Source organism: Halocatena salina (assembly GCF_023115355.1).
Lineage (GTDB): Archaea > Halobacteriota > Halobacteria > Halobacteriales > Haloarculaceae > Halocatena > Halocatena salina.
In genome coordinates, this window is record NZ_CP096019.1 from 2,396,201 (window position 1) to 2,412,610 (window position 16,410).

A 16,410-nucleotide genomic window follows, 5' to 3' on the forward strand; every position below is an offset into this window, starting at 1 on the left:
TCGGGACTCCTCACTGATATTTGACAGCGTGTTCAAGGCGTTTTCCTCTTTCTGATGGTACTGTTCGAGCAGCTCGGCGACATCGTTCATTCCGAGGTCGGTGCCTACGACACGCTCATCCCACGCTTCCGATCTCGTAATGTTCCGTCTTCTGTTCGGCCGAGAGGATGAATCGATCGAGAACTTGTTGATCGAGATCTCGGCTGGCGAATCCGTCGTGGTCTTCGATCAGTTCACCGACCGCTTTATTCAGATTTTCTTCCGGTTCTATTTCCATCATCTCAAACACCTCTTCGAGTCGGTGAACGTGCGCTTCTGTTTCCGAACGGTGTTCCGAGAAAGCGTCCCGTAATGCGTCTTCGGAGGTCTGTTGCTATAGTTCCGCGAGCGTCTCGACGGGTTCAGTCGCGTGGTTGCTCCGTATCCCACTCCGTGTGTTCCTGTCGGAAGATGTCGATCGCATCCCGTGCTTCGGCGATTTGGGTCTCAGTATCGCCGCTGGCCGCATCGAGGAGTCCAGCGAGCTTCTCCTCGATCGGCGTGAGCCGGTCGACTTCCGTCGCTGGATCGGTGTCCTGTGTCGTTTGTTCTTCGGTGAGTTCCATCAGACCTTCATCGATCGAAGCGAGCTGTTCGCGGACGGCTGCGTTGTCGGTCGTCTCCCGAGCACGCCGAACGGACCGGCGCGCGACTGATAGCTGATCGATCATCGCTCGTTTCTCGGGTAACCGGCGGCTTAGTCACGAGGCCTGTATTCCCCTGCTGAGTGCGTTCGAGCGCCATACCGAGGATTCCGACGCGAACGCCGCAGTCGCAAGCTGAAGCACTATTGGTCAGGCATCCGTTTCCGTGAGGCGTCGATCCCCTCGTGGTTCAGCATGATGAGCATTCCTCTTGCGTTCGGCTGGCGTCGCGTTCTGTTTGCTAACTGGCCCATCGAGCGCGATTTGCTCGCTCGTCACCTACCGGAGCCGTTTGCTGTTCATGAATACGACGGTACGGGATGGCTGACGATCGTTCCGTTCGTCAACACAGATACGCGACCGCTCGGCGTTCCACGGCGTCTCGGAATGGACCTTCCGGAGTTGAATCTACGGACGTACGTCGTCTGTGACGGTGAACCCGGCATCTATTTTTTCAGTCTTGATGCTCCCAGCGTGCTCGCCGTATTCGGAGCACGGCTCACTCATCGTCTGCCGTACTACTACGCTCGGATGTCCGTCGACTACAGCACAAACGGGATTTGCTTTCGAAGCCGACGACGGCATCCGGGCAGCCGCCCAGCGAGTTACGCAGTCACGTACCGACCGACTGGTTCCTCGTTCACAGCCGAACTGGACTCCCTCGGTGCGTTCCTGACCGATCGTCGCCGCCTTTACACCCAGTCACAGGACGGACAGATCCGATACACCGATGTCGAACATGGGCCGTGGATACTGTACGATGCAAGCGTCGAGACAACTGACAACACGCTCTTTCGGGCAAACGGGTTCGGCCCTCCTGACACCGAACCAGTGTGTTACTACAGCCCCGGTGTGGACGTGGTTACGACACCCAGCAAGCGCTGGTAACAGACGGTGGGTGGGAATGAATGGGGGGTCACCGGTGTACTAGTACGACGGAAGGATCTCGTTCTCATAGAAATCGAAGAACCTCTCCTGATCGGGACCGACCTGATGAACGTACACGTGATCGAAACCCGCATCGGCGTACGTTTCGATCATCTCGATGTGATCGTCCGGATCGGGCCCACAGGCGACGAGTTCGGCAACGTCATCCTCGGAAACCATCTCCACGGCCTGCTCGAACTGTTTTGGTGTCGGGAGCAGCTGTCCGAGTTCACCAGTGAGTGCGACGTTCGGCCACCACTCGTGAGCGATTTTACGGGCTTCGGACTCCGATTCGGCATAACAGACCGTCATCTGTCCGTAGCACGGGCCATCGTTCGTTTCCGTGAACGTCTCGACCAGTGACTCTTTGGGAGCGGTGCTAACGAGTCCGTCGCCGATGTCTCTCGCCGCTCGGGTCGATTTGGGTCCCGTCCCAGAGACGTAGATCGGCGGCGGTTCTTCTGGGAGCGTGAACAGCCGGGCGTTCTCGACGGTGTAATGGTCCCCTCGGTGGGTGACGTTCTCGCCGGTCCAGAGTTTCCGCATGATCTCGACCGCCTCAATGAGCATCTCCAATCGAACGTCGAACGGCGGCCAGCGCTCGCCAGTGACGTGCTCGTTGAGGTTCTCGCCCGTGCCGACACCGAAGAAAAAGCGACCGTCGAACATCGCTGCCGTGGTGGCGACTGCGTGAGCCGTCACTGCCGGATGCATTCGCACGGTCGGACACGTAACGCCCGTTCCGACATCGAGTGCGTCGGTCGCCTCGGCGATAGCACCGAGCGCACTCCAGACGAACGGCGCGTTTCCTTGTGTTGAGGTCCATGGATGGAAATGGTCCGAAATGAGAGCATATCCAAAGCCAGCTTCTTGGGCACGAACCGCGTTCTCGACCAGCGTGTTCGGTCCCCGTTCCTCGCTACTGAGCGTGTATCCGATGTTCGTCACGGTCGATCACCCTGAGCCGTGATGAAACCCATCGGACCGTCAGCGGGCTGTGCGTCGTCGAGATCGATAACGGATGGATGTGACATTTTCGATTGGGAAGTGCTAATTCGGCTGCGTCGGTTGGCTCTCCGAGCTGCTCTACGAGACGGTAGAGCCGGAACTACGGCTGATCGTGGCTGACAGCCGAGCACGATCCTGGGACTAGGGTGGGTCGACGGGAACGGATCGCTCCGGTGTCTACCATCGGTGTCGCGTGATCGTCCCTTCTGATCGCATCGTTACCTACCACGGCACCCTACAAGAATGTTCGGCCGACCATGGCTGGTCATCGTTCGGGAGATTATTCGTGTGTCTCCGTCTCGAAACGGAACACCGTGACGTACGACCCGATGTCGGATGGAACGCGCTCTAACATGGAACGTGGAAGCGTTTGCAGGGCGTTCCGATCGTCCCATCCGAGCGTCGTCATCGTGGCATCATCGAGAGTGTCGGCGGGGTCGATCGTCACGTCCTCAGCCACGACGCCATGGATAACGCCGAGTTCGTCCCCGTTCTCATTGATAATCGGCAACCCCGTGTCTTCGGATCTCACGCCCCGTGGAGACGTTTCTTTCGTCATGCCCTGAGATCTATGCTCCGTAACCGTAACGACCACGCAGGAACTGGCAGGCGTTTCAGGGATCCGTTAGCTACGGCTGGTGCGCTTCGCGCCACCGATCCAACGCCGCTATCACCGGGCTACTCGTGATACCGTGGATGAGCATCGAGCTGAGCACGACAGCACCGATGAAGGCCCACAGTTGATCGGTAGCGAACAACGCGAACTCCTTTTTTTGTATCTCGTAGATCCCGTGACTGAGGTAATAAAATGATCCGATGCCTCGAATCCCGAACGCCGCGATGACGAACCGTTCGTGCCACGCGTCGGGTGCGCCGATCAGCCCGATCAACCCCGCCAGCGGCCGGACGATCAGTACGACCGAAATGGCGAGGAGCACCTGCAACACATTGAGCGGGGCGAGTAGGCCTGTCGTGAGTGCACCCCCGAACAGGACCAGCACCGCTGCCATCAGCAGCCGTTCGACGACGACAGCGAAATCGTGAAGCGCCACGTAGTAGTCGTCTTTCCACTCGAAGTGGCGCAGCGTGAGCGCACCGACGAACACGGCGATGAAGCCATACCCGTGCAGCAGTTCCGTTATCCCGTACGTGATCAACGTCGCAGCCAGCGCTTCCGTTCCCTCCATCACCCGAGCCAGTTCGGTACTCGATGGGTGGTGAAAGATGAACACTGCGGTGAGATACCCGATAGTGATCCCGACGACGACCCCCACGGTGATCTGGTACACGACGTCGACGAGAAACCACTCCATCAGCCAACTGCTTGCTCCGATCGGATGGATCGTTCCGATGACCGGTAGGTGGAGTCCGGTCGATCCGGTGGCTGCCGTCGCGGCCGTCACGATGGCGAGGTTAGTGAACGGAAAGGCCAGCCCGTCGTTGAATCCCGCCTCTGAGGTGAGCGCGAACCTGATCGATCCCTCTTGTTCGTCCGGATCGATGTCCGCGTCGGTGTGGGTGGTTGGAGGCGTCGCTTGAACGTCCGAAGCCAACACGGGATCAGTCGGTGCGATGACGGCCCCTACGAGGATGGCGATGGCGGGATGGACATCGAGGAACCACCATGCAAGGAGGGCAACGAGCAGGATCGTCAGCGGCATCGTGATACCCAATAGCCGCCACGTCGGGATCCAACTCCGCCAATCGAACGGCCGGTCGAGTTTCAATCCGGCGCTCATGAGCGCGATGATGATGACCAGCTCGGTAAGGTGTTCGGCGATCCGTGGGTGAGCGATCGGATCTGGTGGTGGAATATCGATGGGAGCGGAAAAGAGAACGATCCCAAAGATGAGATACAGCAGCGGAAACGAGATCGGTTTTTCCGAGAGCAAACGCGGAAGTACTGCCGCTCCGAGGAGGGTGACACCGACCACGAGTAGGACGATCTCGTATACAGCCATGATTAGCGTCGTGGGACCGTCCGCAGTGATTGCCCGCCTGGTCTTCCGATAGCGCGTGGTAGAACGCCAGCTGGTTGGACACCGTCGTAGGACATGAACCTGTATTCGACCGGCAACCACAGTAAGGGTTCACCAAGCAGTGTCAAGTCGATCCCCCGCACCCTTTGCGATGACGTCGCCCAGTATTTACCGGGTGAAGGACCTTCTGATCTGAGTGTGTCGATTTACTTTTGTCATAACACCCGGTGATCGATATGGATGACACCAACGCTCCGGACGACAGCCCCCCGACCGGACTGGCAGGGCAACACGAGCCGATCTGGTTCGATACCACCCCCGAAACAGGGTATGAAGCACTTGATGGCGAGGTGAGCGTCGACACTGCCGTTATCGGAGGCGGAATTGCGGGCATCACGACGGCGTACGAACTCCGAAACGCCGGTCAGTCGGTTGCCCTGATCGAGCGCGATCGGATCCTTCGTGCAGTCACGGGCCACACGACGGCAAAACTCACGTCGCTACACGGCCTGCTGTACGCCCACCTCTGTGAACACGTCAGCCAGCAACACGTCCGTCAGTACGCTCGTGCCAACGAGGCGGCAATCGACAGGGTCGAGACGACAATCAAAACGCACGACATCGACTGTGAATTCGTGCGCACCCCAGCATACACCTACACCGAGTCCGAAGACGGGCGCCAGAAGATCCGAGCGGAGGTCGAAGCTGCGCGTGATCTCGGGCTTCCCGCTTCCTACGTCGAATCGACGGATCTGCCGTACGACGTGGAAGCAGCCGTCGAGTTCACCGACCAAGCGCGGTTCGATCCCCGACGATATCTGCTCGAACTCACACGAACCCTCCCGGGCGATGGCAGCCACGTCTTCGAACAGACGACGGTCCAAGACGTGACGGACGGCTCACCGTGTCGCGTGACGACCGACCGCGGTGAGGTGACCGCTGACGATGTCGTGATCGGAACGCACTTCCCGATCCGGGATCCTGCCCTGTACTTCGCTCGGCTCACTCCCAAACGCTCGTATGTCATCGGTGCGCGCCTCGCTGCTGATCCGCCTGAGGGACTGTACTACGATCCCGAGGAGCCGTATTTTTCGGTGCGGCCACAGCCCGCTGATAACGCGTCGATGGTGCTGATCGGCGGGCAGAACCACCGAACGGGTCACGGAGACAGCACGATACAGCACTACCGCCGCTTGGAGCGTCAAGCCCGCGAACGGTTCGACATCGACTCGATCGAGTACCGGTGGGCGACACAGGATTACGTCGCCATCGACCGCGTCCCGTTCGTGGGACGGCTCGCGCCCCAGATGCGCCATCTGTACGTGGCGACCGGGTTCGGTGGCTGGGGGATGACAAACGGTGTTGTCGCTGGACGGCTCCTCAGCGATCTGATCCTCGGTCGAGAGAACCCCTATCGCCCGGTGTATCGGCCGACACGACTCCACCGTGGGTCTTCCCTCGGACGGCTGCTTACCCACAATACCCACGCTGTAAAACACCGAATCGGAGATCGAATCGGTAGTCCCCCTCGTCTCGACCGTGCTCAGCTCGATCGGGATGAAGCGACAGTCCTCACCGAACAGGGAGATCCCGTCGCCGCGTACCGCGACGAATCGGGACGGCTCCACGCCGTCTCGGCGATCTGTCCCCACATGGGATGTCTTCTCACGTGGAACGACGGGGAGAAATCCTGGGACTGTCCGTGTCATGGATCCCGCTTCGACCTCGATGGCACTGTCCTCGACACACCGGCAGTAGCGAACCTCGACCAGTACGACCACCTGATGCAGGACGAACGATGAATGACCTCTCCGATCTCACTACACCCAACGCTGTGGAAAAGCGTCCCGGAAAGCAAAAGGCGGTGATTGATAACGACCGCTCGCTCACATTCATCCACGATGGATGATGTCGAGAGACCACTCCTCTCGATGTTATTCGCCACGTCATGACCATGGAACCCGATTTCGAAACTGAATTCGAAGAAGCGCTTATGAACGTTCCCGGGGATCAGTACGACCGATCCCGTTTTGTTCCGGGCAGTGGGTCGCTCGACGCGGAGATCGTTTTCGTCGGGGAGGCCCCGGGTGAACAGGAAGTCAAACAGAACGAACCGTTCGTCGGACCGGCGGGGACGCGACTCCGTTCGATGTTCGACGACGTCGGTCTCGACCGAACGGAGCCGTACATCACGAACCTCGTGAAGGTTAGACCACCGGAAAATCGCAATCCCCGCCGGGCGGAGATCGACGCATGGAAACCGCTTCTCGACGTGGAACTCGAACGCGTCGATCCCACAGTCGTGGTACCGCTCGGGACGTTTGCCACCCGCGAGCTGCTCGACACCGATCGGACGATTTCGGCCCTCCGGGGGCAAGCCTACGAGCGATCCGGTCGCCTCGTCGTTCCAACGTACCACCCAGCAGCGTCGTTCTACGATGAAAGCACTGTAGACGCGCTCGCGGAGGATCTTCGCTTGGCCGCAGACAAAATAGGTTTATAGCATACCGAGGACGATCGCAGGGCACATTTTTCCCGTTGCCCGTCGTCGGTTCGGTGTGCGTCTCGTTCAGATACTCGTTTCCGATCACCAACGCGACACCGTCACCGATGTCCTCGATGCGGAGGAAATCGACTACATCCGACAGCGGGTCCAGACGAACGATCCCGATGCCACCAAGTGGCTCATCGAGTTTCCGGTGCCGACTGACGCGATCGGGTACGTTTTCGATCAGTTGTACGACGTAGGGATCGACGAGGACCAGTACACCACCATCGTAAGCCTCGAAGGAGCGGTGACGCCCAGAACGGAATCGCTTCTCGATCGGTTCGCGAGTGATTTCGACACGTTGACCCGCCTCGAACTCCGTTCGAAAGCCCGAGACATCAGCTATGATCTGCGGTCGTTTCTCGTGATGATCTTTCTGAGCGCGATCGTCGCAACCGTGGGGCTACTCATGGACTCTCCGGCGGTCGTCGTGGGATCGATGGTTATCGCCCCGATCATCGGACCGGTGATGACTACGACTGTCGGTGCTGCCACCGGTGATCGGGAAATGCTGTTGCACAGCCTTCGGAATCAGGCGCTCGGCTTCATGGTGGCGATTCTCGGGGCAATGCTTTGTAGCGTCAGTCTACAGCTCGGTGGGATCGTGCCGAACACGCTAGACGTTTCGACGGTCGAACTGATCTCCCTCCGGAGTGCGCCGAGCTGGCTCACCGTCCTGATCGGCGTTGCCTCCGGCGCCGCTGGTGCCTTTGCGTTGACGACCAAAGGCTCTACGTCACTCGTTGGCGTAATGATCGCGGCTGCACTCATCCCTGCGGCTGCGACCGTCGGTATTGCCGCCATGTGGGGCGCGCCTCGGCTGGCCGTCGGTTCGCTGCTGTTGTTGATACTTACACTTCTCCTGATCAACGCGAGCGCGTTCGCCGTGCTGTGGTGGTTCCAGTATCGTCCCCCCCGCCAAGGATGGCTCATTTCGGTCGACGCCGGAACGTGGGTAGTAGTTGCGACGGGGATCGTTTTGCTCGTCCTCACGGTTCTCACGGCAGGAGCCTTCTATCAGCAGAGTTCGTTCGAACAAACAGTCAATCACGAAGTGCAGACGACCCTCGATGATTCCGAATACGAGTCTCTCGAACCAGTTACGATACGAACCGAGTACAACGGTCCCGGTCCGTTCAGCTCCCCTGAGACGATCACAGTCGTCGTGAGCCGGATGGATGGCGATAACAACCCCTCTGGAGTGGCAGAAACGATCGACAAACGCATTACCGAATCGACCGGTGAGAACGTCGTCGTTCGCGTTCGCTTCGAAAACTACCAGTACTCGGGCGCTGAATCACGCCCGGATATCCACAGTCGGTGACCATGGATCGCTCACTGGTCGTCAATGTACCGGAATCCGGTGACGGTTATCTCCCCGCACGTCGGGCAGACACTTTCGACTACACCGTCGGGACGCCGATCGGCGAGGGTGGCTGGAGCGGATAGTCCGATCGACTGCCGGCGTTGGCATTCATCGCAGATAATCGTCACCGTCGTTGACGATCCTGTTTTCTCCGCCGGGGTAAGACCACTGTTTTGGGCCATTTGTTTCCCTCCCCCTGCTGTCGAACAGGCAGGGCAATTACAAGTATGATACGGACGATCAAGTTTGTATTGGTGTCGGTGGAAGTGAACCCTTCCACAAGTGTAGCCATTTCCGCAGCTCCCCGATCGATACAGGAGGTAGCTGGATGCTAACGGGGGTGAATTTCATTACAAGCGCATGCTTGTAAAGACAAGTTCACGTGTAGGCGTTGTTCAACACGAGCGTGATCATCCAACGATACCCCATTCTTAGGGCCGTTCACGCGGAAATCGTTGGCCGCTGACGTCCCCGTCGCCCGAACGACCGCCGCGACGGATCGTCGACCGCTCACGACACACGACGGTCCGCGACCTTGTATTGGAAGACAGAACGAGTAGCTTTCGGAGGCTCGTCAAATCATATATGGCGTTCATCGACACACTGGTCGTATTCGTGATCAGTCTGCTCGTCGGAGCAACTGGCATCTACATCGGTGCACGGATCATCACCGACACAGAGAGCTTCACGTATGCGATCATTACAGCACTCATCGCTTCGGTCGTGTGGGCCATCGTGGGTTTCTTCCTCGGATGGATCCCATTTCTCGGCCCGCTCCTCGGGCTACTGGCGTATCTTGGCGTGATCAACTGGCGCTACCCCGGCGGGTGGCTCAGCGCGATCGGCATTGCGCTGATCGCGTGGGTCGCCTCGTTGATCATCCTATACGTGCTCGCTATCCTCGGTATCGTCACGCCCGACGCGATCGGCGTCGTCGGTATGTAAGGGGACGTAACTCTTCCGAACGGCGGCGCTGTGGCACACTCCGTTGTATAATACGATCACGTAGTGAGACGTTTCCGACAGATGGTTCACGGGGTCTGATAGACATCGATTCGTCGATGATCGCGTGGGTGTGACGACCACCGGAAACGCTACCAAAACGGTGCTTTCGTATTCGTCCCACGTAGTGACCGTATGGGCCACGCCGAACTCGCAGAGATGCTCCGCGACGATCCGGTTGAGCGGGATCTTACCGCGCTTTCTGACGGCAGCACCGACGTGTACTACCGCATTATGGACGCACACGGTGACTATCTCAGTTCGCGTGAGGCGTTCGATGAACGGATCGCGGCCGGTGTCTCGGAGACGTTCACCGCCGATCGATCGACGGTGACGATCGGGGGACGAGCGGTGAATATGGCCCATCAAGCGTATGAATTCGGCGATACGATCGCTCTACGCGGTCATCTCGACGATCATCGATTCGCTCTCCTTCGAGACCGTCTCGATGGGCCGGCGACGGTGTACGTGTACGACTTCGATGGTGATCTGACGACCCAGTCCCAGACGTCCGTCGTTGCGCTCTGTCGTGCCTTGGAGACGCTCGAACAGTCCTACGACGTCGTGGTCAGCGCAAACGGTGCTGAGACCGCGTACCTACGCGAGGCCCTCTCGATCGAAGAAGACGATCCCGAGGCGATGCTCCGACAGTTCCGGAACGAGCTCGCGGGATGAATCGGACTCCCCGTCGGCCGTCGCTGCAAATACCAGGCTGATGCTTTCAACGATAGATCGTCTTCAGTCGACTATGCCCGAGACACCGTCCCCGGAGATGGTCGAAGAGAGCGATAACTACTACCACGTCAGATACAACGATCCGGATCAGTTCGATACGATACGGACTCCGGATTGGGCGGCAAACGCAGCGGAATCGGTTTCACAAGGAAGCGAAGTTCGTACCGGACAAACAGCAGATTCCGACGATTGGCTGGTCGAGAGCGTGCTGATCCCGACTGAAGGAGTAGACGAAGACGGCGCGAAAGAACAGGCCCAACAGATCGTCGAGAAGCTCGAATCCTAAACAGGATGTCCCTCGGACTTTTGCTTGTGCTTCCCGTACACCCAACAGCAATGTCAGATACATCACTGGAGAACGAGGAATCGTCCACGAAAGCCCGAATGATGATCGAACCTGACGCGTTGCACGAGGGAGAGGACGAACTCTTCCTCGACTGTCCACAGTGTGGTTCGACCACGACGATCTCTCGGATACTCAATAAAGGCCGTTGTTCTGGATATTTGGATTCAGCACAAGCAGAGTCCACAACCGAGGACGAACAGCTCCTCGATCCGATCTGCACTGCGAAATTGTCGCTCGAACTCGTCTGGACATCTTGATCCGTTCGAGCGGATCGACCTGCTACTCGGCTGTGCGCCACCAGCTGAGCAGCTTCTTGGTCTGTGAGGAGGAACGATTCCGTCGTTCACCGGGGTGCTTTCGAGATTTGTCTTCGAGGGCGTTTCCTTCCGCGATAGCGGCCGCTTCCTTGAAGGCCGGGCGGGCACCGTACTCCTCGGCCGATCCCACGAACCGCCCTTGATCGGTGAACAACCGAACGGTCACGAGCAACAACGGCGTGCCACGCTGGCGCTCTTGGTGTTCGTGAAAAACGACGTTTGCTTCTAAAATATCCATATTTTGGTATTTTTCATCGATCTTCTCGATGCGAGAAGAGATATCAGCGCGAGTAAGGCCTCCTTCTAGATGTTCGACACCGAACACTTGGATGTCCATGTAGCTCTCTTCGTCGACCGTCAGCGCGCGCAGAACGTCGGTCGTCGTCATAATGCCGGTCGGAGTGCCGTTCGGGTTGGTGACGACCAACGAGGAGTATTCGGTACCGAGTATCTCATCGACGGCTTCGTTGAGCGGTGTCTCGGGGGTAACGGTGTAAACGGGGGTCGACATCACATCCCGGGCCGGGAGATCAAGCATTCGAGCAGATTCGCCCGAGCGATCACCGAAGCCGGGATGGCTTCGGTAGCCCGAGGACGATCCCGCGCCGGCGTGACCATCGAAGCCGTCGGGCGCGCCACCCCGGTTGCGATCCATCTTCCGCACGATGAACTCCACGAGGTCGAAGACGCTGATGAGACCGATCGCTTCCGTCTCCTCGATCACCGGCACGCGAGAGATGTCGTTTTCACGGAGCACGTTAATGACCCGACCCAGAGTATCGTCCGGTTTGACCGAGATGAGATCTCGAGTGAAGACGTCCTCCACGTTGAGGGCGTCTAGATGCTCCAACACGAGATTGAGGATGGCATGGTCGGTAATGACGCCATAGAACTGTGTTCCCTCATAGACGGGCAACAGTTTCAGTTCGCTTTCGACCATCAACCGCGCCGTTTCGCGGACATCCTCCGTCCGACTGACCCGTGGGGGACTCCGAACGATCGTCCGTAACTTCTCTTCTGGGTCGTGGTGGGAATCAAGCAGTTCCTTTCGTGGAATGACTCCTTCGACCTCCTCGCCCTCCACGAGGATGGCGTTCGTCAGTATCTCCTCGTCGAACGCCCCCCGGAGCTTCGACACCCGCGTCTCTGGATCGAACGATGCGTGCTCGGTCGTCACGGCCTCAGAGATGTCCATGGCTAGAAGATGTGTTATCGTACGAAAAAAGTCGTGTGGTTGCAGTGACTGCTGTGGCGCGTAATCTCATCGGCGGGACTATCTTCCTTCGGTCCCGATAATACGCGATCGCAGACAGCTCACGCCAATCCGATCACTACGGTCCACACTCGATTCATAAGGAGTGAGAGACACCGGCATAATGGACATCATTCCCATGATCAACCCAGACATTTCCAAGCACGACCATTACAAGCATACGCTTGTAATAGGAGTGGATTATACACGTAATTTATAGTTATGCTATTAAATAGCGCGCGATGATTGCGTGGATCTGGTGCTTCGAGGCATGGTTTGATAACGATAGTGTGAGTGCGGTAGTGACTGGTCGTCTGAAAACGTGATCGGTGACCGAGCGCCACGGACTAGTATCACGTATCTATCATCGATATCAGACGAATCAGTTTTCGGCGGTAGTTCGTTTCAGTGCCAGATGAGCGAGGATCCCAACGACGAATGCGACGCCGAGATTCACGACGATGGCCACCACACCGATAGCTACTGAGAGCGAGCGGTTGGTTGACTGAAGGACGCTCGTCGCCAGCGACGTCCCGACGATCACGAGTAACACGCCAAGCATCGCCAGCGGAAACGCGCGTAGCAGCGGTGCCGTCGTGAAGAAGGCGATCCCGAGATACAACATCCCGCCGACGACGTTGGCACCGCCCGTTCGTGCCCCGAACTCGTGTTTTCCCGCAATCCCATCACAACCGTGGCACATCGGGATCCCGCCGATCGGAATCACCACAAGATTCGTCGTTCCCATGCTCGTCGACAGCTCGTCGGGCGTGATCTCTTCTCCGAAGCGATCGGCGATCAACAGCGAGCTTGCGAGTGCCGCGTTCCCGATCGTCATCGCCAACTGCGCAACCACGCTATCCACGGTGGCCCACGTGATTCCGAATGTGAGCGACGCTGGCGGTGGTCCCGGCCAGTGGGGAGCTGGCAGGCCGGCCGTTCCGAGGGCGATCCCTATCCCGACGGCCAAGACGACGAGCGCGCTCACGTTTTTGGAACCTGCACAGACGAGCACGACGACGATCAGCGATCCCACACCAGCGAGAACCCACCCTTCGCTAGCGAGTTGGAGACCGGTTTCGACGAGGAGCATCCCGACCGCGAACTGCACGCCTCGGACGACTGGCGTCCCGATCCAGCGTTCGACAGTTGCGAGGACGCCACCGAGACCGATCACGAGGAGAACGACGCCCAGTATCATTCCGGCAGTGGCGAGTTCGGCGTACGTGAGCGTTCCCGCGATGGCGAGAGCAGCCAACGCCTTCATCGGTTCGACCGAAACGGGCAGGCCGTATCTGATACCCCAGACGATCTGGAAGATGCCGAAGGCCAACAGCACGTGCGAAACCGAGACACCGGTTACGAGTCCGAGGGCAACGACGATCGGCAACACCGTGATCGAATCACCGATCGCTCCCGTGACCTCGTTCGAGCCGAAGGCGAGTCGTCGATTGTCGATCCGATCGAGGAAAGACACTGTTCGAACACCACCCGTGTCCCACACGCTTGAGGCGCAGGGATCGTCACTGTTCAGCAGATCACTGTGCGATGCTTACCGAACGATGGTAACGGGTACTGATGACCGACGAGTAACCGCTTCGGCGACGCTTCCGAGGAGAATACGACTCGCACCGGAACGGCCGTGGCTTCCGATGACGATGTGATCCATCCCGTGGTCGTCGGCGTACGCCACGATGGCGCGTTTGGTCGATCCGGTTTGTATCTCGGTGTCGATGGTGACGTCGTGGGCGTCGGCCTGTTCGGTCGCCTCCGCCAACAGCTGTTGAGCCTCTTGCCGTCGTTGCTCTTGAATGGCCTCGTGATTCACCATCCCACCTTCTACCCCGCCGTAAGCGTACTGCTCGGCAGGATCCAGAACGTGAATGACAGTGATGTCGTCTTCGGCGTGTTCTGTCAACGCATAGTCCAATGCCTCACGCGATTGCTCGGAGCTATCGATCGGAACGAGAATGTTCCGGGACATCGATGGAGGTTACGACGTCGAGTCGTAAATATTGTCCGCTGGGTGAGCAATCGACGGAAACGTCCGAGGATCCACCGGCCACACAGGAGCCATGGATGATATACCGGACGCGATCGATCCCTGACGGCTGGATATGTTAGCTCGGCACTCCTTATATAACCCTTGAATATCGAAGCTTCTATATCCGTTGTTATCAATGACAACGATACAGCAATACTCGGGCACACATGACTGAAACAAACATCGTCGTCGATATCACGATCCCAGCCGAGAGTTTCGAACTGGGACAGGTGTTCAGCGAGTTTCAAGACCTCACCGTACGCCTTGAACGAATCGTCCCGCTTCGCTCCGAGCCGTTGCCGTTGTTGTGGGTGTCACACGACGACCGATCGGCGGTGCAGACGGCGCTTCAGGATCATTCCCAAACTGAACTCGTTCGGATCATTTCGACAGCGAACGACGAAGAGCTGTTCGAAGTGCAGTGGCAAGCGGAGATCGGCGGACTTATCCAGATCATGATCGACGCAGATGCCCGCCTGCTCAAAGCCGAGGGTACCACAGAAGAGTGGCGATTCCGGCTTCGCTTTGCGACCCACGAGGATCTCACGGCGTTCAATCAGGCCGTTACCGACAGTGGCATTCCGCTGTTGCTTCGGCAGCTGCATAGTTCGACCGACTCGACCGACGAATCGTCGTTATCAGCCAAACAACGAGAAGCGATCACGATGGCGTATCGCCGGGGGTATTTCAACGTGCCGCGAGACAGTTCCGTCACTGAGCTCGCTGATGCGGTGGACATCAGCGATTCTGCGTTGTCTCAGCGCCTCCGTCGCGGTCTCTCCGTACTGGTACGAGAAACGCTCATCTCTAACACGGCAAGCGAGAGAACGACGGGCTGGGAATGACTGCTGGGACCTTCACTACTGAAGGGCCAGTGAGCAACCGATCCTCCGGGCAATTATTATTCTATGGTTGTGGCTGAATTAATAGACGGACACTCAAGGAAATACTTACCGGGGTAGTACCCAATCAAACAGTCATGGGTATCCGAACCGAACGGAACGCGACCCGGGTCGCTGGGATCGGTCACCGAGACGAAAGTACCCTCGTGTGTGGACGTCTTCCTACCGAGGCGTTCGCACTGCACGAAACCTTCAGTACGATTCCGGATCTCACCGTCGAGTGTGCCCCGCTCGCAGCGGCAGGCGAGACGGCCAATATGTCCATGTTGTGGGCCAACACGGACGAAGCTGATCTGATAGATGTCTTGGAGAACGATCCGACCGTTTTTGCTGCCAAAGAACTTTGCCGAACCGAGGACCGGCACTTATACCGGGTAGAATGGACTCCTGACGTTCACCGTTGCATCGAGATCCTCCTCCAATCTCAAGGTATCTTGCTCAGCAATCGAGGCGTCCGTTCGGGATGGTCCGTCGAAATCCTCTATCCCACCCGTGAGGACGTCCGGACCGCGATGGAGTGCTGTGAGCGGTACGAACTGTCCGTTACGATCGATTCGATTCGGTCTCTCGATTCCGATCGGGCGGTCGAGTGTGGGCTGACACCGGCACAGCATACGGTTCTCACCCAGGCGTGCCGAGACGGATATTTCGACGTTCCACGGGAGATCGGGCTCGAGGAACTGGCGGATAAGATGAACGTCTCTCACCAAGCTCTCTCCGAACGGTTGCGTCGTGGGCACGACACGCTCATCAGATCCACACTCATCGAAACGTCCTCCGTCTCGCCGACAGCCCCCTCATCGACGTTGTCCCTGTAGTTCGGTCCTCCGGGACGATCGACATGCATTATCAACCACTATGGCTAACCGGCCGTCCCTACAACCACAATTATGGATTTCGATACGTTCCTCGGCGAGGTTCAGCAACGAGCAAAACTCGCCTCGCAAGGAGAGGCACTCAGGATAACACGCGCAACACTTACCACGCTCGGGGAGCGGCTCGGTTCGGGCGAAGCGACGGATCTCGCGGCCCCACTACCCATGGAGATCGACCGGTTCCTCACGGAGGCCCAATCTGAACAACGGATCGATTACGACGAATTCGTCGATCGGGTCGCAGACCGTGCCTCAACGGACCAGTCCGACGCGAACTTCTACGCGCAAGTCGTTCTCGATGTCGTCGCGGACACCGTGCCCGAAAGCGAATTCAGGGACGTTCGAGACCAACTTCCGAGCGAATACGACAATCTATTCAAGCTGTTGAGTTCTGAAAACTATTAAACGCCCGGTTGGGCGTCGATG

The 16,410-nt window shown here is 58.2% G+C and carries 19 protein-coding genes and 1 pseudogene; 11 read left to right on the forward strand and 9 right to left on the reverse strand.

Going from position 1 to position 16,410, the window contains the following annotated elements; genetic code table 11:
- Positions 1-115: 115 nt before the first annotated feature.
- Together MW046_RS12285 and MW046_RS12290 are read right to left on the reverse strand one after the other, a co-directional pair.
- Positions 116-355, reverse strand: a pseudogene (locus MW046_RS12285) (DUF892 family protein); the annotation flags it as partial.
- Between the two features lie 46 nt (positions 356-401).
- Positions 402-710: a DUF7553 family protein gene (locus tag MW046_RS12290; RefSeq protein WP_247993394.1), complete on the reverse strand. Its 309-nt coding sequence runs from the start codon at positions 708-710 to the stop codon at positions 402-404.
- Positions 711-881: 171 nt separating this feature from the next.
- Between MW046_RS12290 and MW046_RS12295 the strand changes: the two genes are divergently transcribed.
- Positions 882-1,571, forward strand: coding sequence for a YqjF family protein (locus tag MW046_RS12295; RefSeq protein ID WP_247993395.1), 690 nt, complete (start codon positions 882-884; stop codon positions 1,569-1,571).
- Positions 1,572-1,610: 39 nt separating this feature from the next.
- Here the strand turns inward: MW046_RS12295 and MW046_RS12300 are convergent, their stop codons facing one another.
- The 3 genes from MW046_RS12300 to MW046_RS12310 all read right to left on the reverse strand — a co-directional run bounded on the left by MW046_RS12300 (position 1,611) and on the right by MW046_RS12310 (position 4,579).
- Entirely contained in the window at positions 1,611-2,558 is a 948-nt protein-coding gene (locus MW046_RS12300) for a TIGR03557 family F420-dependent LLM class oxidoreductase (protein WP_247993396.1), read from the reverse strand.
- Positions 2,559-2,898: 340 nt separating this feature from the next.
- Positions 2,899-3,177, reverse strand: a complete 279-nt coding sequence (locus tag MW046_RS12305; protein ID WP_247993397.1) for a DUF8593 domain-containing protein — start codon at positions 3,175-3,177, stop codon at positions 2,899-2,901.
- A 70-nt stretch (positions 3,178-3,247) separates the two neighbouring features.
- A complete protein-coding gene (locus MW046_RS12310) occupies positions 3,248-4,579 on the reverse strand; it encodes a cation:proton antiporter (protein ID WP_247993398.1) in 1,332 nt (443 codons plus the stop codon).
- A 254-nt stretch (positions 4,580-4,833) separates the two neighbouring features.
- Between MW046_RS12310 and MW046_RS12315 the strand changes: the two genes are divergently transcribed.
- The 3 genes from MW046_RS12315 (at position 4,834) to MW046_RS12325 (ending at position 8,469) form a co-directional block, all read left to right on the forward strand.
- Positions 4,834-6,399, forward strand: a complete 1,566-nt coding sequence (locus MW046_RS12315; RefSeq protein WP_247993399.1) for an FAD-dependent oxidoreductase — start codon at positions 4,834-4,836, stop codon at positions 6,397-6,399.
- A 146-nt stretch (positions 6,400-6,545) separates the two neighbouring features.
- On the forward strand, positions 6,546-7,100 hold the full coding sequence (locus MW046_RS12320) for a uracil-DNA glycosylase (protein WP_247993400.1): 555 nt from the start codon (positions 6,546-6,548) through the stop codon (positions 7,098-7,100).
- A gap of 55 nt (positions 7,101-7,155) precedes the next feature.
- Positions 7,156-8,469: a TIGR00341 family protein gene (locus MW046_RS12325; protein WP_247993401.1), complete on the forward strand. Its 1,314-nt coding sequence runs from the start codon at positions 7,156-7,158 to the stop codon at positions 8,467-8,469.
- Positions 8,470-8,480: 11 nt separating this feature from the next.
- On the opposite strand, the gene MW046_RS12330 is transcribed toward MW046_RS12325, so the two are convergent.
- Positions 8,481-8,693, reverse strand: coding sequence for a hypothetical protein (locus MW046_RS12330; protein ID WP_247993402.1), 213 nt, complete (start codon positions 8,691-8,693; stop codon positions 8,481-8,483).
- 403 nt (positions 8,694-9,096) lie between these two features.
- Here MW046_RS12330 and MW046_RS12335 point away from each other — a divergent pair, with 403 nt between their 5' ends.
- The 4 genes from MW046_RS12335 to MW046_RS12350 all read left to right on the forward strand — a co-directional run bounded on the left by MW046_RS12335 (position 9,097) and on the right by MW046_RS12350 (position 10,851).
- Positions 9,097-9,456 carry a hypothetical protein gene (locus MW046_RS12335; RefSeq protein WP_247993403.1) on the forward strand — a complete coding sequence of 120 codons (360 nt, stop codon included), beginning with the start codon at positions 9,097-9,099 and terminating at the stop codon, positions 9,454-9,456.
- A gap of 192 nt (positions 9,457-9,648) precedes the next feature.
- Positions 9,649-10,188 (forward strand): hypothetical protein, encoded by a 540-nt coding sequence (locus MW046_RS12340; RefSeq protein WP_247993404.1) that lies wholly within the window; start codon positions 9,649-9,651, stop codon positions 10,186-10,188.
- 73 nt (positions 10,189-10,261) lie between these two features.
- Positions 10,262-10,534, forward strand: coding sequence for a hypothetical protein (locus MW046_RS12345; protein ID WP_247993405.1), 273 nt, complete (start codon positions 10,262-10,264; stop codon positions 10,532-10,534).
- Positions 10,535-10,584: 50 nt separating this feature from the next.
- Positions 10,585-10,851, forward strand: coding sequence for a hypothetical protein (locus MW046_RS12350; RefSeq protein ID WP_247993406.1), 267 nt, complete (start codon positions 10,585-10,587; stop codon positions 10,849-10,851).
- Between the two features lie 22 nt (positions 10,852-10,873).
- On the opposite strand, the gene MW046_RS12355 is transcribed toward MW046_RS12350, so the two are convergent.
- The 3 genes from MW046_RS12355 to MW046_RS12365 all read right to left on the reverse strand — a co-directional run bounded on the left by MW046_RS12355 (position 10,874) and on the right by MW046_RS12365 (position 14,147).
- Positions 10,874-12,106, reverse strand: a complete 1,233-nt coding sequence (locus MW046_RS12355; protein WP_247993407.1) for a CBS domain-containing protein — start codon at positions 12,104-12,106, stop codon at positions 10,874-10,876.
- 439 nt (positions 12,107-12,545) lie between these two features.
- Positions 12,546-13,640, reverse strand: a complete 1,095-nt coding sequence (locus MW046_RS12360; RefSeq protein WP_247993408.1) for a putative sulfate/molybdate transporter — start codon at positions 13,638-13,640, stop codon at positions 12,546-12,548.
- 75 nt (positions 13,641-13,715) lie between these two features.
- Entirely contained in the window at positions 13,716-14,147 is a 432-nt protein-coding gene (locus tag MW046_RS12365; RefSeq protein ID WP_247993409.1) for a universal stress protein, read from the reverse strand.
- A 227-nt stretch (positions 14,148-14,374) separates the two neighbouring features.
- Between MW046_RS12365 and MW046_RS12370 the strand changes: the two genes are divergently transcribed.
- The 3 genes from MW046_RS12370 to MW046_RS12380 all read left to right on the forward strand — a co-directional run bounded on the left by MW046_RS12370 (position 14,375) and on the right by MW046_RS12380 (position 16,389).
- Complete coding sequence (locus MW046_RS12370) at positions 14,375-15,052, forward strand: helix-turn-helix domain-containing protein (RefSeq protein ID WP_247993410.1); 678 nt, start codon at positions 14,375-14,377, stop codon at positions 15,050-15,052.
- A gap of 134 nt (positions 15,053-15,186) precedes the next feature.
- Positions 15,187-15,927, forward strand: coding sequence for a helix-turn-helix domain-containing protein (locus MW046_RS12375; protein ID WP_247993411.1), 741 nt, complete (start codon positions 15,187-15,189; stop codon positions 15,925-15,927).
- A gap of 72 nt (positions 15,928-15,999) precedes the next feature.
- The gene (locus tag MW046_RS12380; protein ID WP_247993412.1) at positions 16,000-16,389 is read left to right on the forward strand and encodes a DUF2267 domain-containing protein; all 390 of its coding nucleotides are present in this window, start codon (positions 16,000-16,002) and stop codon (positions 16,387-16,389) included.
- Positions 16,390-16,410: the final 21 nt, after the last annotated feature.